Genomic DNA, 19301 nt, shown 5'->3' on the forward strand with positions numbered 1-19301 from the left:
ACCGGATTATTGCCCTGCCATGCCCACCAGCCAAGCCACGACCCCCTCCCACAACCAGCTCGACACCAAGGCCCAGGCCTGGTCGGCGCTGTTTTCCGAGCCCATGAGCGACCTGGTCAAGCGCTACACCTCCAGCGTGTTCTTCGACAAGCGCCTGTGGCAGGCCGACATCGCGGGCAGCCTGGCGCACGCCGAGATGCTGGCCGCGCAGGGCATCATCAGCGCTGACGACCACGCCAGCATCCAGCGCGGCATGGCGCAGATCAAAGAGGAAATCGAGTCCGGCGCCTTCGAGTGGAAGCTGGACCTCGAAGACGTGCACCTGAACATCGAGGCGCGCCTGACGCAGCTGGTGGGCGATGCCGGCAAGCGCCTGCACACCGGCCGCAGCCGCAACGACCAGGTGGCCACCGACGTGCGCCTGTGGCTGCGCGGCGAGATCGATCTGATTGGCGATCTGCTGAAAGAACTGCAGGTGGCGCTGGTCGATGTGGCCGCGCAGAACGTCGAGGTGATCCTGCCCGGCTTCACCCACCTGCAGGTGGCGCAGCCGGTGAGCTTTGGCCACCACATGCTGGCCTATGTGGAGATGTTCCAGCGCGATGCCGAGCGCATGGCCGATGTGCGCCGCCGCACCAACGTGCTGCCGCTGGGCAGCGCGGCCCTGGCCGGCACCACCTACCCGCTGGACCGCGAGCGCGTGGCGCGTACCCTGGGCATGGACGGCGTCTGCCAAAACAGCCTGGACGCCGTGAGCGACCGCGACTTCGCCATCGAGTTCACCGCCGCCGCCAGCCTGTGCATGGTGCACGTGAGCCGCCTGTCCGAGGAACTCATCATCTGGATGAGCCAGAACTTCGGCTTCATCCGAATCGCCGACCGCTTCACCACCGGCAGCTCGATCATGCCGCAGAAGAAGAACCCCGACGTGCCTGAACTCGCGCGCGGCAAGACAGGCCGCGTGGTGGGCCACCTCATGGGCCTGATCACCTTGATGAAGGGCCAGCCCCTGGCCTACAACAAGGACAACCAGGAAGACAAGGAGCCGCTGTTCGACACCGTGGACACGCTGAAGGACACGCTGCGCATCTTTGCCGAAATGGTGGGCGGCCAGCCCAACCCCGCCACGGGCCGGAAGGAGGGCGGCATCACCGTCAATGCGACCGCCATGGAGCAGGCCGCGCTCAAGGGCTACGCCACCGCCACCGATCTGGCCGACTACCTGGTGAAGAAGGGCCTGCCGTTCCGCGATGCACACGAAACCGTGGCCCACGCCGTGAAGGCCGCCACCACCCACGCCTGCGACCTGTCGGAGCTGCCCCTGGCCGTGCTGCAGGGCTTTCACCCGCAGATCGAAAAGGATGTGTACGAGTGCCTGAGCCTGCGCGGTTCGCTCAATGCACGCAATACGCTGGGTGGCACTGCGCCTGCCCAGGTGCGTGCGCAGATCGCCCGCCACCAGGCACGCCTGGCTGCATGACCGGTTTTTGAATGAAACGTGGCGCTGGCGCTCCGGGGTATTGCGCAATACGCTTTTCATTCAATAGCGTTTGAGCGCGCGTGACGCCAGGTGCATCCTGCGCTCCATGCCGTCTTGCAGCGTTCTCCGCCCGGTTTTTTCCTGAGGAGTGGGATATGACTTTGCGTCGCACCCTGATGTCGCTTGCCCTGCGCGGCCTGGCTGCCCTGGCGGCGGCGCTGGCCCTGTCCACCGCCCTGGCCCAGCCGGCCAAGCCGGTGCGCATCCTGGTGGGCTTTCCACCGGGCGGCGGCACCGATGCCATTGCGCGCACGCTGTCCGAACGGCTCAAGGACGCGCTGGGCGTGCCGGTGGTGGTGGAAAACCGGCCTGGCGCAGGCGGGCAGATTGCCGCGCAGGTGCTCAAGGCTTCGCCGCCCGACGGCACCACGGTGTTTCTGACGCACGACCACACCATCTCCATCCTGCCGCTGGTGGTGAAGAATCCCGGCTACCAGCCCGACCATGACTTCGTGCCCGTGGCCGGCTTTGCCACCTTTGTGAATGCCTTCGCCGTGTCGGGCGGCACGCCAGCCAAAAACTTTGACGAATACGTGCAATGGGTGCGTAAGCAGGGCGGCAAGGGCGCCGTGGGTATTCCGGCGCCGGCCTCCACGCCAGAATTTCTGGTGAAGCTGGTGGGCGAGAAATTCCAGCTCGATCTGGTGTCGGCACCCTACCGGGGCGCGGCACCCATGATGGCCGACATGCTGGGCAACCAGATTGGCGCGGGCGTGGGCTCGGTGCAGGACTTCATGGAAAACCACAAGGCCGGCAAGCTGCGCGTGGTGGCAGTGCTGGGCACCAGGCGCCAGGCGGCCATGCCCCAGGTGCCCACGTTGGACGAACTGGGCCTCAAGGGCTTTGCCGACCTGCCGTATTACGGCTTCTATGCCCCGGTCGGGACATCGCAGAAATTCCTCAACCAGTTCGCCGCGGCGCTGGCCACGGTGGTGGGCGAACCCGAGGTGCGCGAGCGCCTCACCGCCATGGGCCTCACGGTGGGCTTCATGACGCCGCCGCAACTGGCCGCGCGCGAACACGCCTACACCGATACCTGGCGCCAGATCATCAAGGCCAGCGGGTTTGTGCCGCAATAGGCGGCGCGAACGCGGCCCTTCACGCCATCATCGGCCCACGCAAGGTACCGGAAGCCCCGGGCGTGCGATGCAGGCAGGTGCCGCGGTTCTCGTAAGAGCCTGTTTGCGATCTCCCAGGGGTCGCGCAGCGGTCTTTGCGGGATGGGATGCAAGGCGCGGTGTGCGGTCAATAGCCCCGCTATTGGCAAGCGCCGCAACACAGCAGACCGCCCGCAAGACCGCTGCCCGAAGGGTTGGAGCGAAATCGGGCGATTGCACGCCCCGGCTGCTGGCATGGGCACCAGCCCATGCGGCGCATCCGAAGCATCCACTCATCCCGATTGCGCTCCAACGCGATCCCCTGCGACATCGTAAACAGGCTCTAAGCGCCTGCAATGCCGCGATTGGTGCGCCGCATCGGCCACTGTCTGGGGCAACCTGTGGAACCAGCCTTGTGCCGTTTCGCAGCGCGCTGGCGTGGCGCATGGATGGCAAGCCGCTGCGGAGCGGGCCCCAGGCAGCCGGACTGCCGTGTGATACGACTGACCGACGCAGCGGGCACCGTGCTGGACGAGGTGCGGGGCGCCGGGGTATGTGCCGGGGCAGCACGCTGCGGCTTGTCCGCCCGTCCGCGCCAGGCCAGTGCATACAATTGTAAAAATTCATTTCGCAGACCCCTTGTGCGCCTGTCTGTCTCTTCCCGTCTGATCCTGTTGGCCCTGCTGTTGTCCCTGGGCATTGGCGGACTGTTTGCCCGCAGTATCTGGGCGCTGCACGAAGAAGCCTGGCGCAACGCCCAGCGCACCAATGTCAACCTGGCCCGCACACTGAGCGAGAACATCGCCCGCACGATGGAGTCTTTTGACCAGTCGATGCAAGGGGTGGTGGAGGGCGTGACCGATCCCCAGGTGATGGCTTTGCCCCCGGCAATGCGCCAACGCGCGCTGTTCGACAACTCGCTGCGCGTGCAGGGTATCGGCTCCATCCTGGTGCTGGACCGGGCGGGCAATGTGGTGATCGACTCGGAATTCGAGAAGCCACGCCAGGCCAATTTTGGCGACCGTGACTATGTGCAGGTGTTCGACGGCGGGGCCCACACCGGTCTGTTTGTGGGGGCGCCGGTGCGTGCGCGCCTGTCCGGCCTGTACAGCCTGCCCGTCAGCCGCGCCTTCTATGACTCGGCGGGGCAGCTGGCGGGGGTGGTGGCGGGCACCATCCAGCTGGGGCACTTCCAGAACCTGTTCAACGCGCTGAACCTGGGGCCGGATGGCAGCCTGAACCTCTTTCGGTCCGATGGCGTTCTGATCGTGCGCTTCCCCTTCAGTGAGGACGCGGTGGGCCGCAGTCTGGCGGGTATGCCCAACATTCGTGTCTTTCAGTCCGCCCGCAGCGGCGTTTTCACCGGGCGGGCAGCGCATGGCAACGTCGAGCGTCTCTACGCCTTCCAGCATGTGGGCGACTACCCTCTGATGGTGAGTGTGGCCCAGTCGGTGGAGTCCATCTATGCCGGCTGGTACCGCAGCGCCTGGCTGCTGGGCGGCTTTACCCTGGTGTTGATGGCGGCTTGTGCGGGGCTGGCGTGGCTGTTCGCACGCGAGTTGCGCCGCCGCCAGCAGGTCAGCGGCCAGCTGGCGCAGGCCGAGCACGACCTGCGCACCCTCCTGAACAACCTGCCGTCCATGATCGGCTACTGGGACAGCAGCCTGCACAACCGCTTTGCCAACCATGCCTATGTGGAGTGGTTTGGCCAGGCGCCCGACCAGATGCGTGGCCGGCACATCCGTGAGCTGCTGGGCGAGGCGCTTTACGAGAAGAACCGGCCGTATCTGGAGCAGGCGCTGCAGGGGCATGCGCAGTTGTTTGAGCGCACCATCGTGGACCCCAAGGGGGGCGCACGCTACGCCATCGCCTCCTATGTGCCCGACATGGATGGTGACCAGGTGCGCGGCATCTTTGTGCAGGTGACCGACATCACCGAGCGCAAGCGCATGGAAGACGCGCTGTTCGAAGAGAAAGAGCGCATGCACCTGACGCTCAAGTCCATTGGCGATGCCGTGGTCTGCACCGATGCGCAGGGCCTGGTCACCTACCTGAACCCCGTGGCCCAGCGCCTCACGGGCTGGCAGATGTTTGACGCCGTCGGCCGCTCGGTGGACGATGTGATCCATCTGCACACCTCCGACGGGCAGGTGCCCCAGCCCAGTCCGCTGCGCCAGGCACTGCACGGGCAAAAGCCTGTGGAGCCCACGCGCGGCGTGGTGCTGCACCGCACCAGCGGCCAGCGCTTTGATGTGGAGGAAACGGCCAGTCCCATCACCGACCGCCATGGCCAGATCACCGGTGCCGTCACCGTGCTGCGCGATGTGACCGACGCCGTAGCCATGGCCGAGCGCATGGCCCACCTGGCGCAATACGACGCGCTCACCGACCTGCCCAACCGGGTGCTGCTGCAGAACCGGGCCAGCCAGGCGCTGATTCATGCGCAGCGCGACCAGACATCGTTGGCCGTGATGTACATCGATCTCGACGGCTTCAAGCAGATCAACGATACGCTGGGCCACGACGTGGGCGACGAGTTGCTGGTGCAGATCGCGCAGCGCCTCACGGGCGTCGTGCGGGCCTCTGATACCGTGTGCCGCCAGGGCGGCGACGAATTCGTGGTGTTGCTGCCGGGCATCGACGCTGCCGAGCAGGTCTGCCACGTGGCGCGCAAGATCGAGGCGGCATGCAGCGCCCCCTATGTGCTCAACGGCCGGGTGCTGTCGGTGGGGCTGAGCGGCGGCATTGCCCTGTTTCCCCAGCACGGCGACAACTTCAAAGCGCTGTCGCGCCATGCCGACGCCGCCATGTATGCCGCCAAACAGGCCGGCCGGCGGCAGTTTCGCCTGTATGCGGGCACGGATGCCGAGCCTGTGCGGGTGGCGCAAGAAAGCGGCGCTGCACCAGTTTGCTCCTTAAATAAGAGCTTTTAGCGCTTGCAGCACAAGCGCTGGAGGGCGGTTTTAGTGAAATTTTGTGCGGAAATCCCGTGCCGCTGGCTTGCTGGCGCGAAATTTGTTGCAAGGCTGCACAAATAAATTTGATGGCCCTGGCTTGCGCCGCGGCCTACCATTCGACGCCAACCCATCTGTTACCTGGAGTGTCCGCGTGCCCAATCTGTCCAAAGTTACCTGCATCGAAGACCTGCGTGTCGTGGCCAAGCGCCGCGTGCCGCGCATGTTCTATGACTATGCCGATTCCGGCTCGTACACCGAGGGCACCTACCGTTCCAACACCGCTGATTTCCAGGGCATCAAGCTGCGCCAGCGCGTGGCCGTGAACATGGAAGGGCGCAGCACCCGCACCACCATGATCGGCCAGGACGTGGCCATGCCGGTGGCGATTGCGCCCACGGGCCTCACCGGCATGCAGCATGCCGATGGCGAGATCCTGGGCGCGCGCGCGGCCAAGGCGTTCGGCATACCGTTCACGCTCTCGACCATGAGCATCTGCTCCATCGAAGACGTGGCCCAGCATGCCGGCCCCGGCTTCTGGTTCCAGCTGTATGTCATGCGCGACCGCGATTTCATCGAACGCCTCATCGACCGCGCCAAGGCCGCTGGCTGCTCGGCGCTGCAGCTCACGCTGGACCTGCAGATCCTGGGCCAGCGCCACAAGGACATCAAGAACGGCCTCTCGTCGCCGCCGAAGCCCACGCTCACGAACCTCATCAACCTGGCCACCAAGCCGCACTGGTGCCTGGGCATGCTGGGCACGAAGCGGCGCAGCTTTGGCAACATCGTGGGCCATGCCAAGGGCGTGGGTGACCTGTCTTCCCTGTCGTCCTGGACGGCCGAGCAGTTCGATCCGCAGCTCAACTGGGGCGACGTGGAGTGGATCAAGAAGCGCTGGGGTGGCAAGCTGATCCTCAAGGGCATCATGGACGCCGAAGACGCGCGCCTAGCGGCCAACAGCGGGGCCGATGCGCTCATCGTCAGCAACCACGGCGGCCGCCAGCTCGACGGAGCGCCCTCGTCGATTGCCGCGCTGCCAGCCATCGCCGAGGCGGTGGGCAAGGACATCGAGGTGTGGATGGACGGCGGTATCCGCAGCGGCCAGGACGTGCTCAAGGCCCGCGCCCTGGGCGCGCGCGGCACGCTGATCGGCCGCAGCTTTCTGTATGGCCTGGGCGCCTATGGCGAGGCGGGCGTGACCCGGGCGCTGGAGATCATTCAAAAAGAGCTCGATATCACCATGGCATTCTGCGGCCATACGGACATCCAGACGGTGGACCGTGGCATCCTGCTGCCGGGCACCTATCCCATCGCCTGAGTCCAGACAGGCCCATCACCGGGTGGCCGTCACCGATGCCGGCAGGTGTTTGAACGCGGCACGCGTCCACAGGATCTTGCCCGCGCGCAGCGCGGGCGGATCGTCAAAGCCCTTCAGTGCCCCCGCGCGGCGCCCCACCACGCCTGGGTGGGCGGGGCCGCCTCCAGGCTGGTCTGCACGGTGGCAACTGCTGCAATGCGCAGCGTACAGCGCTGCACCACGTTCCATCGACTGGGCTGCGCCGGGGGCCTACGGCAGGGCGGCTGCCACGGCAACACAACGAGTACGGGGCAGTGGACAAGGCATGGGCATGGCGGGTGGTGAGAGCCTGTTGACGACCCCCTGCGAGATCGTCAACAGGTTTTCAGGGTCACCCCTGCCGCTGCCCCGCACACTCCCCCACCACCCAATCCCTGAACGCTTTCACCAACGGCGTCTGCGCCCGCGCCTCGGGATAGACTAGGTAATACGCATCGGTGCTTGTCAGCACCCGGTCTGACAGCTCCACCAGACTTTCTGCCGCCAGTTCCTGCTCGATCAGAAAGCGCGGCAACAGCGCCGCGCCCAGGTGGGAGACTGCGGCCTGGGCGATCATGGAGAAGTGTTCGGACTGGGGGCCGCGCAGCGCCAGCGCCGTGGGGGCGCCCACCAGCTCAAACCATTCGGCCCACTGGGTGGGGCGGGTGCTTTGCTGCAGCAGCACCACGCGCGCCAGGTCTTGTGGGGTGTGGATGTTGTGGCGGTCGCGGTAGGCGGGGCTGCACACCGGCACGGCTTCTTCGTGCATCAGGTATTCGCACACGGCGCCCGCCCAGTGCGGGGTGCCGAAGTGGATGGCAGCGTCGAACGGCGTACCTGCAAAGTCAAACGGCTCGGTGCGGGCCGAGAAGTTGACCATGGCCTCGGGGTGCAGCGCCATGAAGCTGCCCAGGCGCGGGATGAGCCAGCGGGTGCCCAGCGTGGGCAGCACAGCCAGGTTGAGCAGGCCGTCGGTGCTGGAGAACGCCATGGCTTTTTGCGTGCTGGCCGACAGTTGCTGCAGCAGGTTTTGCACATCGGCAGCATAGACGCGGCCCGCGTCGGTGAGTACCACGCGCTGGCGCACGCGGTGGAAGAGGGCGGTGCCGATCTGTGCTTCGAGCTGGCGGATCTGGCGCGACACGGCGCTTTGCGTGAGGTGCAGCTCTTCGGCCGCGCGCGACACGCTCTGGTGGCGGGCGGCGGCCTCAAAGGCCAGCAGGTCGGCGGTGGAGGGCAGGAAGGTGCGGCGCAGCAGGGTCATGCGTGGATCATGCGTTGGGGGAATGATGGGCGTTGACCGCCTGTGCCCTGTTTTGGGTTGCAGCGCCTATGGAGTCAGCGTTGGCAGCTTTGCAATTTTCAGATACTTCATTCTGAATTGTGATCAAGTAGTTCCATTTTTTTGCTATCCATTGGAGTGGTATTGGCGGATATTGGCGCATTCATTGCGTGGGTTCTCTTGCGCTGTGCTGTTTTTCCGTACCCTTTTCACTTTTGCGAGCCGCCATGCCTGCAACCCTTGCCGCCGCTTCCCTTGTGCCCGAAGTCGATCCACTGCTGCAGCGCCTGGGCGTGCCCCGTGCGGCCTGCACGGGCGGTACGCTGGCTGCGCGTTCCCCCATCACGGGTGAGGTGCTGGCCCAGGTGCCGCAGCACAGCGCGGCGGATGCCATCGCTGCCATTGGCCGCGCGCATGCGGCCTTCCAGGCGTGGCGCAATGTGCCCGCACCGCGCCGGGGCGAGCTGGTGCGCCTGCTGGGCGAGGAGCTGCGCGCGGCCAAGGCCGACCTGGGCCTGCTGGTGACCATCGAGGCGGGCAAGATCCCGTCCGAAGGTCTGGGCGAGGTGCAGGAGATGATCGACATCTGCGACTTTGCCGTGGGCCTGTCGCGCCAGCTGTACGGCCTGACGATTGCCACCGAGCGCCCCGGCCACCGCATGATGGAAACCTGGCACCCGCTGGGCGTGTGCGGCGTGATCTCGGCCTTCAACTTCCCGGTGGCTGTGTGGTCGTGGAACGCGGCGCTGGCGCTGGTGTGTGGCGATTCGGTGGTGTGGAAGCCGTCCGAGAAAACCCCGCTCACGGCCCTGGCCACGCACGCGATTGCGCAGCGTGCCATCGCCCGCTTCAAACGTGAGACGGGCAGCGACGTACCCGAGGGCCTGCTGGAACTGATCGTGGGCCGGCGCGACATGGGCGAGGTGCTGGTGGATGACGCCCGCGTGCCCGTGCTGTCGGCCACGGGCTCCACCGCCATGGGCCGTGCCGTGGGCCCGCGCCTGGCAGCGCGTTTTGCGCGCGGCATCCTGGAGCTGGGTGGCAACAACGCGGCCATCGTGGCACCTACGGCCGACCTGGATTTGGCCCTGCGCGGCATTGCGTTTGCCGCCATGGGCACGGCGGGCCAGCGCTGCACCACGCTGCGCCGCCTGTTTGTGCACGAGAGCATCTACGACCAGCTCGTGCCACAGCTGGTCAAGGTGTACGCCAACGTGCAGGTGGGCGACCCGCGCACGCCCGGCACGCTGGTAGGCCCGCTGATCGACCGCATGGCGTTTGACGGCATGCAGAAGGCCCTGGCGCAGAGCCGCACGCTGGGCGCCACGGTGCACGGCGGCGGCCGTGTGGAAGGCCTTGGTGGTGCGGATGCGTACTACGTGCGCCCTGCGCTGGTGGAGCTGCCAAGGCACGAAGGCCCCGCGCTGCAGGAGACCTTTGCGCCCATCCTGTATGTCACCCGCTACAGCACGCTGGATGAAGCCATTGCCATGAACAACGCGGCGGGGGCTGGGCTGTCGTCGTCCATCTTCACACTCAACCTGCGCGAGGCCGAGCAGTTCATGTCCGCCTCGGGCTCGGACTGCGGCATTGCCAACGTCAACATCGGCCCCAGCGGCGCCGAGATTGGCGGCGCGTTTGGTGGCGAGAAGGAAACGGGCGGTGGGCGCGAAGCGGGCTCGGACAGCTGGAAGGCCTACATGCGCCGGGCGACCAACACCATCAACTACTCCACTGCGCTGCCGCTGGCGCAGGGCGTGAAGTTTGATGTGTAACCCCCTGAGTCGCCTGCGGCGCCTTCCCCCAGGGGGGACGCCGCCAGCGCGGCGGGGCGGCCCTTGCGCGGCGGCTGCTGGCTTGCACAGCGCCAGTGATGAAGCCCGCTAGGCTCAGTTCCATGCAGTGTATGAATGGTATTCATGACCACTGATTCCTCATCTATCGTCATCATCGGCGGCGGCGCCATCGGCAGCGCCATTGCGTACTTCCTCACGTTGCAGCAACCGGGCTGCGAGGTGGTGGTGGTCGAGCGCGACCCGACCTATGCGCGCGCCTCGTCGGCGCTGTCGGCCAGTTCCATCCGCCAGCAGTTCTCCACCGACATCAACATCCAGATCTCGGCGTTTGGTATCGGCTTCCTGCGCAACGTGGGCCAGCTGCTGGCCTGCCATGGCGACGCGCCCGACATCGGCCTGCACGAAGGCGGCTACCTGTACCTGGCCACCCAGGCGGGCGCGGCCACGCTGCGCGAGAACCATGCGCTGCAGAAGCGGCATGGCGCCGATGTGGCGCTGCTGGGCCCGCAGCAGCTGGCCGAGCGTTTTCCGTGGCTGGCGCTGCAGGATGTAGCGCTGGGCTCGCTGGGCCTGTCGGGCGAGGGCTGGTTTGACGGCTACCTGCTGCTCACGGCATTGCGCAAGAAGGCGCAGCGCCAGGGTGTGCGCTACGTGGCCGATGAGGCGGTGGGCCTCGACCTGGCCGCCAGCGATGGCGTGCAGCATGTGAACGCCGTGCGCCTGCACAGCGGCACCGTGCTGCCCTGCCGCTATGCCGTGAACGCGGGCGGCCCGTGGGCGGCTGCCATTGCGGGCTGGGCGGGGATTGACCTGCCCGTGGTCGGCAAGCGCCGCACGGTATTCCACCTCGCCAGCCCCGCAGCGCTGCCCGGCTGCCCGCTGCTCATCGACCCCAGCGGCATCTGGCTGCGGCCCGAGGGCAAGGGCTTCATCTGCGGCTTTGCGCCAGAGGCCGACAACGACGCGGACTTCGCCCCGCTGGAGCCCGAGTACGCGGCGTTCGAGGCCCACATCTGGCCCACGCTGGCCGAGCGCATCCCCGGCTTTGAAGCCCTGCGCATGCAGGGCGCCTGGGCGGGCTACTACGAGATGAACACCTGGGACCACAACGCGCTGCTGGGCCTGCACACCGCTTGCGACAACCTGGTGTTTGCCAACGGCTTCTCGGGCCACGGCCTGCAGCAATGCCCCGCCGTGGGGCGCGGCCTGGCCGAATGGATGCTGGCCGGCCGCTACCAGAGCCTGGACTTGTCGCCGCTGTCCATCGAGCGCATGGCGCGCCACCAGCCGCTGCTCGAAAGGAATGTGATCTGAGTTCCGCTTTTCTCAACCTGCCATCCCCCACACAAAGGAGACAACGACATGGCATCTTTCCGCAAGGCAACGCTCACCGCGCTGGTCGCAGGTCTGACCTTCGCCTGCACGGCATGGGCACCCGCGCATGCCCAGGCCCCCGCCACCAGCACGCTCGAGAAGATCAAGGCATCGGGCAAGGTGGTGCTGGGCGTGCGCGAGACCTCGCCGCCCATGGCCTATGCGCTGGGCGCGAACGAGAAGTACGTGGGCTACCACGTCGAGCTGTGCGAGCGCGTGCTCAAGGAAATCGTGCCCCAGGCCAAGCTCGAATACATGGCCGTGACCGCGCAGAACACCTTGCCCCTGGTGCAGAACGGCACGCTGGACATTGGCTGCGGCCCCACCACCAACAACAGCGCGCGCCAGCAGCAGGTGGCCTTTGCCGTGACCACCTATGTGAGTGAAGTGCGCATGGCCGTGCGCAAGGATTCGGACCTCCAATCGATCAGCCAATTGGGCAACCGCACTATTGCGGCCTCCACGGGGACGACCGCCGTGCAGCTGCTGCGCAGGCAAGAGCGCACGCTGGGCGCCCCCATCAAGACGGTGCTGGGCAAGGACCACCATGAGAGCTTCATGCTGCTGGAATCCGGCCGCGCCGACGCCTTTGTGCTCGACGACAACCTGCTGGCCGGGATGATTGCCAACTCCAAGGACCCGTCGGCCTACCGCATCGTGGGCGAGCCGCTGGGCGCCGAGCCGATTGCGCTGCTGTTCCGCAAGGACGACCCCACTTTCAAGGCGGCGGTGGACGGCGTGCTCACCCGGCTCATGCAAAGCGGCGAGATGGAAAAGATCTACGCCAAGTGGTTCGTGAACCCGATCCCGCCCAAGAGCGTGAGCCTCAACCTGCCGCTGGGCACCACGCTGCGCCAGCTGTTTGCCGCGCCCAACGACAAGCCCCTGGAGACTTACCTGCAATGAACGCGCCCCTCCCCGCCACGGCCTTCCGTGCAGCCGATCGCCTGGGCGCCATCGGTGTCTCGGAAATCGTGCGCCTGACGCAAGAGGCCCACCGGCTCAAGCGCCAGGGCCAGCCCGTGATCGTGCTGGGCCTGGGCGAGCCCGACTTCGACACGCCGGCCCACATCCTGGCGGCGGCGCAGCAGGCCATGGCGCGGGGGGAGACGCACTACACGGTGCTGGATGGCACGGCCGAACTCAAGGCCGCCATCCAGCACAAGTTCCAGCACGACAACGGCCTGGACTTTGCGCTGAACGAGATCACTGCGGGCGCTGGCGCCAAGCAGATCCTCTACAACGCGCTCATGGCCTCGGTAAACCCCGGCGACGAGGTGATCCTGCCAGCGCCGTACTGGACGTCGTACGCCGACATGGTGCTGATCGCTGGCGGCGTGCCCGTGGTGGTGCCAGGCACCGAGGCCAACGGCTTTCGCATCACGTCCGAGCAGCTGGAGGCCGCCATCACAGAGCGCACGCGCTGGGTGTTCATCAACTCGCCCTCCAACCCCAGCGGCGCGGCCTACAGCGCCGAGCAGCTGCGCCCCGTGCTGGAGGTGGTGGAGCGCCACCCACAGGTGTGGCTGCTGGCCGACGACATCTACGAACACATCCTGTACGACGGCCGCGCGTTTGCCACGCCCGCCGCCGTGCTGCCGTCGCTGCGCGATCGCACGCTGACGGTGAACGGCGTCTCCAAGGCCTATGCCATGACCGGCTGGCGCCTGGGTTATGGCGCAGGCCCCAAGGCGCTCATCGCGGCCATGGCCGTGGTGCAGAGCCAGGCCACGTCGTGCCCCTCGTCCATCAGCCAGGCGGCGGCCGTGGCGGCGCTGACCGGCCCGCAGGACGTGGTGGCCGAGCGCTGCCGCGCGTTTCAGGCGCGGCGCGACCTGGTGGTGGCGTCGCTGAACGCATCACCCGGCCTGCGCTGCCGCGTGCCCGAAGGCGCCTTCTACACCTTTGCCAGCTGCGAAGGCGTGCTGGGCCGCACCACACCGGGCGGCATGCTGCTGCGCACCGATGCCGACTTCTGCGCCTACCTGCTGCGCGAGCACCATGTGGCCGTGGTGCCTGGCGGCGTGCTGGGGTTGGCGCCATACTTCCGTATCTCCTACGCTGCTGCTACCGCCGATTTGCAAGAGGCCTGCGCGCGCATCCAGCGCGCCTGCCAGGCACTGTTCTGAATTACTTTTTGATCCCTTACCGTAGCCATGAACTCAACGTCCCTCACTCCCCGCACCGGCGGCCAGATCCTGGTGCAGCAGCTCATCACCCACGGCGTGAAGCAGCTCTTTTGCGTGCCTGGCGAAAGCTACCTGGCCGTGCTCGACGCCCTGCACGATGCCGACATTGGCGTGACCGTGTGCCGCCAGGAAGGCGGCGCGGCCATGATGGCCGAGGCCCAGGGCAAGCTGACCGGCCAGCCCGGTATCTGCTTTGTGACGCGCGGTCCGGGTGCCACCAATGCTTCGGCAGGCATTCACATTGCGCACCAGGACTCGACCCCCATGATCCTGTTCGTGGGCCAGGTGGCGCGCGGCGCGATGGGGCGCGAGGCGTTCCAGGAGCTGGACTACAGCGCCGTGTTCGGCACCATGGCCAAGTGGGTGGTGCAGATCGACGACCCGGCCCGCGTGCCCGAGCTGGTCTCGCGCGCCTTCCATGTGGCCACCTCGGGCCGCCCCGGCCCCGTGGTGGTGGCGCTGCCCGAAGACATGCTGACCGAAGCCGCCACGGTGGCGGATGCGCTGCCCTACGGGGTGGCGGAGACGCACCCTGGCGCCGCGCAGATGGCTGAGCTGGCCCAGCGCCTGCAGAGTGCGCAACGCCCAGTGGCCATCGTGGGCGGCAGCCGCTGGTCCGAGCAGGCGGTGCGCGAGTTCACGGCGTTTGCCGAAGCGTGGTCGATTCCCGTGTACTGCTCGTTCCGCCGCCAGATGCTGTTCCCGGCCACGCACCGCTGCTATGGCGGGGACCTGGGCCTGGGCGTCAATCCCAAGCTGCTGGCGCGCATCAAGGCGTCCGACCTGGTGCTGGTGGTGGGCGGGCGGCTGTCCGAAGTGCCGTCGCAGGGCTACGAACTGTTCGACATTCCCACGCCCGCGCAGCCCTTGGTGCATGTGCATGCCGATGCGGACGAACTGGGCAAGCTCTACCGCCCCACGCAGGCCATCCATGCCACGCCCCAGGCGTTTGCCGCAGCGCTCCATGCGGTGCGCCCCGTGGCCGCCGTACCCTGGAAGGCACACGCCGAAGCAGCCCATGCCGAATACCTGGCCTGGAGCGACCCAGCGCCCATCCGCATCCCCGGCAACCTGCAGATGGGCGAGGTGATGCAGCACCTCAAGGAGGTGCTGCCCGCCGACACCATCTTTTGCAACGGCGCGGGCAACTTTGCCACCTGGGTGCACCGCTTCTGGCCGTTTACCACTTACGCGAGCCAGCTCGCGCCCACCAGTGGTTCCATGGGCTACGGCCTGCCCGCGGCGGTGGGCGCCAAGCGCCTGTGGCCCCAGCGCGAGGTGGTGGTCTTTGCGGGCGATGGCGACTTTCTGATGCATGGGCAAGAGTTCGCCACCGCCGTGCAATACGGCTTGCCCCTCATCGTGGTGCTGCTCGACAACGCCATGTACGGCACCATCCGCATGCACCAGGAGCGCGAGTACCCCGGCCGGATCAGCGCCACGCAGCTCCAGAACCCCGACTTCAAGGCCTACGCCCAGGCCTTTGGCGGCCACGGCGAGCGTGTGGAGCGCACGGCAGAATTCGCCCCCGCCCTGGCCCGCGCCCGCGCCAGCGGCCTGCCCAGCGTGCTGCACTGCCTGATCGACCCCGAGGCGATCACGCCCACGGGCACGCTGCAGGGCCTGCGCAGCGCAGCGCTGTCGAAGAGCTAAGGGTCTCGGGCTTTTACAGAGCGGCGCGGGCGCTACCCGATTGCCGCAGGGTCTGCACCAGCAGGCTCTGCAGGCTGTCCACCGCCTTCGCACCGTGCGATGCGCGGCTGCGGTACACGGCCACCTCCATCGGCGCCAGCGGCCCCAGGCCATGTTCGGTGCCCAGCACCTGCAGCTGCGGTGGCACGCTGCATTGAGTGAGGGCGGCCACGGCCAGGCCACTTTCTACCGCCGCAATCTGTCCGGCCAGGCTGGAGCTGTGATAGACCACCTTGTAGCGGCGCCCCTGTTGTGCCAGTGCGTGGATGGCGCCGCGCCGCGCCAGGCTGGCCGACTCGTACACCGCAATGGGCAGCGGGTCGCGCCGCCACAACTCGAACTGTGCCGACCCCACCCACACCATGGGCTCGTGGAACAGCAGCGTGCCACGGCGTGCATGGTCGCGCGAGATGAGGGCCAGGTCCAGGTCGCCGCTGGCCACGCGCGGGATGAGCGCGGTCGATTGCTCGCAATCGAGCTCGATCTCCACCCCGCTGTGCCGAGGCGCAAAGCGTTTGAGCACGGGCGTGAGGTAGCGGGCGGCGTAATCATCAGGCACCCCCAGCCGCACGCGGCCTGTGAGCGCATTGTTGTTCAGCGCGTCGTGCGCTTCGGCATGCAGCGCGAGGATGCGGCGCGCGTAGCCCAGCAAGGTTTCACCCTCGGGCGTGAGGTGCTGCTTGCGCGCGTCGCGCTCCAGCAAGCGGTGGCCCACGGCGTCTTCGAGTTTCTTGAGCTGCATGCTCACGGCGGACTGGGAGCGGTGCACCTCCAGCGTGGCACCCGAGAGTGACCCCGCATCCACCACGGCCACCAGGCATTGGAGCCAATCGAGTTGCAGGTCGCGGTAGCCCATGGCTTGGATAAATTTGATTATCGAATGTTATATCAATGAATTATGCGCTTTTCGTGGTGATTGCTGACAGCCACACTGCGGGTATGCACAAACCGTCTTCTTCCGTTGCTGGCGCACCCGCAGCCGTTGTCCCCGCCACCCCCGCGTACCAAGGGGTTTTGCCCTTTGTCCTCGGCAATGCCCTGCTGGGCAGCATTGGCGTGTTCGTGCATGAGGCCCAGGCAGCTCCGTCGACCGTGACCTGGTTCCGGTGCGCCTTCGGCCTGCTGGGGCTCACGCTGTGGATGGCCTGGCGCAGGCCTTCGCGTGGACGATGGCGCGGGTGGTGGCGCGGGCTCTGGGTGGGCTGGATTGCGTTGCCCTGGGTGCTGCTGCTCAGCGGACTCATGCTGACGGGCTGGTGGCTGTTCTTCACGGCCATCGCGCAGGTACCTACCGGGGTGGCGGTGGTGCTGTTCCATGTGCAGCCGTTGTGGGTGCTGGTGCTGGGCGCCTGGTGGTTGAAAGAATCCATGCCACGCCAGCGTGTGCTGTCGGTGCTGGGCGCCATGGTGGGCCTGGTGCTGGCCACGGGTGTGGCCGAGGGGCTGGCCGCGCCGGGTGGTGGGCAGGTTCCCGGCTACTGGCGGGGGGTGGCCCTGTGCCTGGTGGGGGCGCTGTGCACCGCTGTGGTGACGGTGGTGGCCAAACGCCTGCAGGCCTTGCCCGTGGGAACCCTGGCCTGGTGGCAGTGCGCGCTGGGCTCGGTGGTGCTGTGGGTTGCACCCGCGGAGCAAGGTTGGCCCGCCTGGGGCGCCTCGTGGGCATGGCTGGCCGGGCTGGGGCTGATCCACACCGGGCTTGCTTACACCCTGATGTATGCCGGCATGGCACGGATGTCAACGACCCGGGTGGCGGTGCTGCAGTTTGCCTACCCCGTGGTCGCCATCGTGGTCGATTGGGCCTACTTTCAGCAATCTCTGGGTGCCTTGCAACTGGTGGGGGTGTTGCTGATGCTGGGCTCCATCGGGGTGGGCGAGCGCATGGCGCGCAGCTGGCGGTAGGCGGGTCGCAAGCCCCTGGATGGCAAGCCGCCGCGCACAATACCGGGTGTGACCGCCGTCGAGACCGATTTACCCGCCGACCTTCCGCCTGCACAGCCTGCCTTAGGCGGCAAGCTGCGCCGCATAGCCCACCTGGACATGGATGCCTTCTTTGCATCCGTCGAGTTGCTGCGCTATCCGCAGCTCAAGGGCCTGCCGGTGGTGATTGGCGGCGGTCGGCGCAAGGTGGACGATTGGATGCGGCAAAGTCCCGATGGCACGGGGCCGCGTGAGCCGCGCTTTATTCCCGTGGCCGATTTCCCCTTGCTCAAGGATTACGTGGGCCGGGGTGTGATCACCACTGCCACCTATGCCGCGCGGCAGTTTGGCGTGGGCTCGGCCATGGGCATGATGAAGGCCGCACGGCTGTGCCCGCAGGCCATCGTGCTGCCGGTGGACTTTGACGAGGTGCGCAAATACTCGCGCCTGTTCAAGCGCACCATCACCGAGATCGCGCCGGTGATGCAGGACCGGGGCGTGGACGAGGTCTATATCGACTTCACCGATGTGCCCGGTGGCCAGCGCGAGGGCGGGCGTGTGCTGGCCCGCCTCATCCAGAAAAGCATTTTTGACGCCACGGGCCTGACCTGCTCGATCGGCGTGGCACCCAACCGCCTGCTGGCCAAGATGGCCAGCGAGTTCAACAAGCCCAACGGCATCTCCGTCGTTTATGCAGAGGACCTGCAAGCCCGCATCTGGCCACTGCATGTGCGCAAGATCAATGGCATCGGCCCCAAGGCGGGCGAGAAGCTGGCGCGGCTGGGTATCGAGACCATCGGCCAGCTGGCGGCACAGGATGCGCAATGGCTGATGGGCCATTTCGGCAAATCGACCGGCGCCTGGATGCACCGTGTGGCCTGGGGCCAGGACGACAGCCCCGTGGTGACCGAGAGCGAGCCCGTGAGCATGAGCCGCGAGACCACGTTCGAGCGCGACCTGCATGCCGTGCGCGACAAGGCCGAACTCTCGCGCATCTTCACCGACCTGTGCCAGCGGGTGGCCGAGGACCTGCAGCGCAAGGGCTACATGGGCAAAACCATTGGCATCAAGCTGCGCTATGACGACTTCAGGATGGCCACGCGCGACCAGACCATTGCGGAACCCACGCACGACGCGGCCACCATCCGCCGCGTGGCCGGGCTGTGCCTCAAGCGCGTGCCGCTGGACCGGCGTCTGCGGCTGCTGGGCGTGCGGGTGGGGACGCTGGTGTGCCTGTCCGAGCACCCGCTGGCAGGCAGCGCGCCCGTTTCCGCCAGCACCCGCCCCGCGCGCAAGGCAGATCCGCACACCGCGCCGCTGTTTTGATTCTGCTGCGCTCCACCGCCGGGCACGGCCACTCCTGCGCAGGGGGGTGATCGGTACTTCTTGACGAATCCTTACCGGAAACTTACAGTGATTTTCCCGTTTTTCGGGAGATCACCGTGACCCTGAACGAGCTGCAACGCATCAAGCAGTGGCATGTTGCGCACAAGGCAGACCACCCGCTGGAATACCACCTCTGGGACCTGGTGCTGACGCTATGGGTGCTGGGCTGGGTGGGCTGGTTTCCCATCTGCGCTTTTGGCGAGTTGTGGATCGAGCCGGTGTGCCTGGTCGGCATTTACATGCCCAGCCTGTATGTGACCTGGCGCAAGCGCGCGCACATGCGCCACACTTTGCGGTGCGACTGGATCGATGTGCCGGGATGATGCCCCCGTGCGTTAGAGCCTGTTGACGATCCCCTGCGAGATCGTCAACACCCTCTTAGAGCCTGTTCAAAGTCTTTTGAGTAGTAGCGCCAAGAATGCCAGATGGACGAACTGCAGGCTGGTGTTGAGCAACCTCTCGCAGTTCTTCCACAACCTTCGGTTTTTCTCCAACCACGCAAAGCTGCGCTCCACCACCCAGCGCTGGGGCATTACCTTGAACGTGTGAAGCTCGCTGCGCTTGGCGATCTGTACGGTGACGTGTGCGCCCAGTATGTCTTGCACGCCCTGGACAAACGGCTTGCCTACATAGCCGCTGTCACACAGCAAGGCTTGCACTCGGCTCAAAGCCAGTTTGCAGCGCTGCAGTGCCTGCAGGGCTCCTTTGCGGTCTGTCACCTCGGCCGTGGTCACCGCA

At 66.7% G+C, this 19301-nt stretch carries 16 protein-coding genes; 12 read left to right on the forward strand and 4 right to left on the reverse strand.

Annotated features, from left to right (window positions below; all coding sequences use genetic code 11):
• Window positions 1-19 precede the first annotated feature (19 nt).
• The 4 genes from argH to K225_RS0107925 all read left to right on the forward strand — a co-directional run bounded on the left by argH (window position 20) and on the right by K225_RS0107925 (window position 6909).
• Window positions 20-1480 (forward strand): argininosuccinate lyase, encoded by a 1461-nt coding sequence (argH, locus tag K225_RS0107910; RefSeq protein WP_026435899.1) that lies wholly within the window; start codon window positions 20-22, stop codon window positions 1478-1480.
• Between the two features lie 155 nt (window positions 1481-1635).
• Entirely contained in the window at window positions 1636-2619 is a 984-nt protein-coding gene (locus tag K225_RS0107915) for a Bug family tripartite tricarboxylate transporter substrate binding protein (protein WP_026435900.1), read from the forward strand.
• Window positions 2620-3278: 659 nt separating this feature from the next.
• Entirely contained in the window at window positions 3279-5570 is a 2292-nt protein-coding gene (locus K225_RS20570) for a diguanylate cyclase domain-containing protein (RefSeq protein WP_034712056.1), read from the forward strand.
• A 175-nt stretch (window positions 5571-5745) separates the two neighbouring features.
• Window positions 5746-6909, forward strand: coding sequence for an alpha-hydroxy acid oxidase (locus K225_RS0107925; RefSeq protein ID WP_026435901.1), 1164 nt, complete (start codon window positions 5746-5748; stop codon window positions 6907-6909).
• A 15-nt stretch (window positions 6910-6924) separates the two neighbouring features.
• Here the strand turns inward: K225_RS0107925 and K225_RS20575 are convergent, their stop codons facing one another.
• Window positions 6925-7137, reverse strand: a complete 213-nt coding sequence (locus K225_RS20575) for a cytochrome c family protein (RefSeq protein ID WP_081679621.1) — start codon at window positions 7135-7137, stop codon at window positions 6925-6927.
• A gap of 142 nt (window positions 7138-7279) precedes the next feature.
• A complete protein-coding gene (locus tag K225_RS0107935) occupies window positions 7280-8191 on the reverse strand; it encodes a LysR family transcriptional regulator (protein WP_202900031.1) in 912 nt (303 codons plus the stop codon).
• A gap of 245 nt (window positions 8192-8436) precedes the next feature.
• Between K225_RS0107935 and K225_RS0107940 the strand changes: the two genes are divergently transcribed.
• From K225_RS0107940 to K225_RS0107960, 5 genes are all read left to right on the forward strand, one after another.
• Window positions 8437-9984, forward strand: coding sequence for an aldehyde dehydrogenase family protein (locus K225_RS0107940; protein ID WP_026435903.1), 1548 nt, complete (start codon window positions 8437-8439; stop codon window positions 9982-9984).
• A gap of 144 nt (window positions 9985-10128) precedes the next feature.
• Window positions 10129-11319: an FAD-binding oxidoreductase gene (locus K225_RS0107945; protein WP_034712090.1), complete on the forward strand. Its 1191-nt coding sequence runs from the start codon at window positions 10129-10131 to the stop codon at window positions 11317-11319.
• Between the two features lie 48 nt (window positions 11320-11367).
• Window positions 11368-12285: an amino acid ABC transporter substrate-binding protein gene (locus tag K225_RS0107950; protein ID WP_026435905.1), complete on the forward strand. Its 918-nt coding sequence runs from the start codon at window positions 11368-11370 to the stop codon at window positions 12283-12285.
• Entirely contained in the window at window positions 12282-13508 is a 1227-nt protein-coding gene (locus K225_RS0107955; protein ID WP_026435906.1) for a pyridoxal phosphate-dependent aminotransferase, read from the forward strand. Before K225_RS0107950 ends, K225_RS0107955 begins: the two co-directional genes overlap by 4 nt.
• A 27-nt stretch (window positions 13509-13535) precedes the next feature.
• Complete coding sequence (locus K225_RS0107960) at window positions 13536-15221, forward strand: thiamine pyrophosphate-binding protein (RefSeq protein ID WP_026435907.1); 1686 nt, start codon at window positions 13536-13538, stop codon at window positions 15219-15221.
• A gap of 13 nt (window positions 15222-15234) precedes the next feature.
• On the opposite strand, the gene K225_RS0107965 is transcribed toward K225_RS0107960, so the two are convergent.
• Window positions 15235-16116 (reverse strand): LysR family transcriptional regulator, encoded by an 882-nt coding sequence (locus K225_RS0107965; protein ID WP_026435908.1) that lies wholly within the window; start codon window positions 16114-16116, stop codon window positions 15235-15237.
• A gap of 158 nt (window positions 16117-16274) precedes the next feature.
• On the opposite strand from K225_RS0107965, the gene K225_RS0107970 reads away from it, so the two are divergent.
• The 3 genes from K225_RS0107970 to K225_RS0107980 all read left to right on the forward strand — a co-directional run bounded on the left by K225_RS0107970 (window position 16275) and on the right by K225_RS0107980 (window position 18886).
• Entirely contained in the window at window positions 16275-17159 is an 885-nt protein-coding gene (locus K225_RS0107970; RefSeq protein WP_051248773.1) for a DMT family transporter, read from the forward strand.
• Between the two features lie 138 nt (window positions 17160-17297).
• Window positions 17298-18503 (forward strand): DNA polymerase IV, encoded by a 1206-nt coding sequence (locus tag K225_RS20580; RefSeq protein ID WP_051248785.1) that lies wholly within the window; start codon window positions 17298-17300, stop codon window positions 18501-18503.
• 116 nt (window positions 18504-18619) lie between these two features.
• The gene (locus K225_RS0107980) at window positions 18620-18886 is read left to right on the forward strand and encodes a hypothetical protein (protein ID WP_026435910.1); all 267 of its coding nucleotides are present in this window, start codon (window positions 18620-18622) and stop codon (window positions 18884-18886) included.
• A gap of 66 nt (window positions 18887-18952) precedes the next feature.
• Here K225_RS0107980 and K225_RS0107985 read toward each other — a convergent pair.
• On the reverse strand, window positions 18953-19301 hold a 349-nt coding region (locus K225_RS0107985; RefSeq protein WP_026435017.1), incomplete at its 5' end, for a transposase.

Origin of the sequence: Acidovorax sp. JHL-9 (genome assembly GCF_000426205.1) — a bacterium.
Classification (GTDB): domain Bacteria; phylum Pseudomonadota; class Gammaproteobacteria; order Burkholderiales; family Burkholderiaceae_C; genus Acidovorax; species Acidovorax soli.

Bases quoted from the DNA above. Each gene is read 5' to 3' on its own strand.
- K225_RS0107940 (WP_026435903.1), top strand. From the start codon at position 8,437: ATGCCTGCAACCCTTGCCGCCGCTTCCCTTGTGCCCGAAGTCGATCCA.
- argH (WP_026435899.1), top strand. From the start codon at position 20: ATGCCCACCAGCCAAGCCACGACCCCCTCCCACAACCAGCTCGACACC.
- K225_RS0107945 (WP_034712090.1), top strand. From the start codon at position 10,129: ATGACCACTGATTCCTCATCTATCGTCATCATCGGCGGCGGCGCCATC.
- K225_RS20575 (WP_081679621.1), bottom strand. From the start codon at position 7,137: ATGGAACGTGGTGCAGCGCTGTACGCTGCGCATTGCAGCAGTTGCCAC.
- K225_RS0107960 (WP_026435907.1), top strand. From the start codon at position 13,536: ATGAACTCAACGTCCCTCACTCCCCGCACCGGCGGCCAGATCCTGGTG.
- K225_RS0107950 (WP_026435905.1), top strand. From the start codon at position 11,368: ATGGCATCTTTCCGCAAGGCAACGCTCACCGCGCTGGTCGCAGGTCTG.
- K225_RS0107965 (WP_026435908.1), bottom strand. From the start codon at position 16,116: ATGGGCTACCGCGACCTGCAACTCGATTGGCTCCAATGCCTGGTGGCC.
- K225_RS0107935 (WP_202900031.1), bottom strand. From the start codon at position 8,191: ATGACCCTGCTGCGCCGCACCTTCCTGCCCTCCACCGCCGACCTGCTG.
- K225_RS20580 (WP_051248785.1), top strand. From the start codon at position 17,298: ATGGATGCCTTCTTTGCATCCGTCGAGTTGCTGCGCTATCCGCAGCTC.
- K225_RS0107915 (WP_026435900.1), top strand. From the start codon at position 1,636: ATGACTTTGCGTCGCACCCTGATGTCGCTTGCCCTGCGCGGCCTGGCT.
- K225_RS0107955 (WP_026435906.1), top strand. From the start codon at position 12,282: ATGAACGCGCCCCTCCCCGCCACGGCCTTCCGTGCAGCCGATCGCCTG.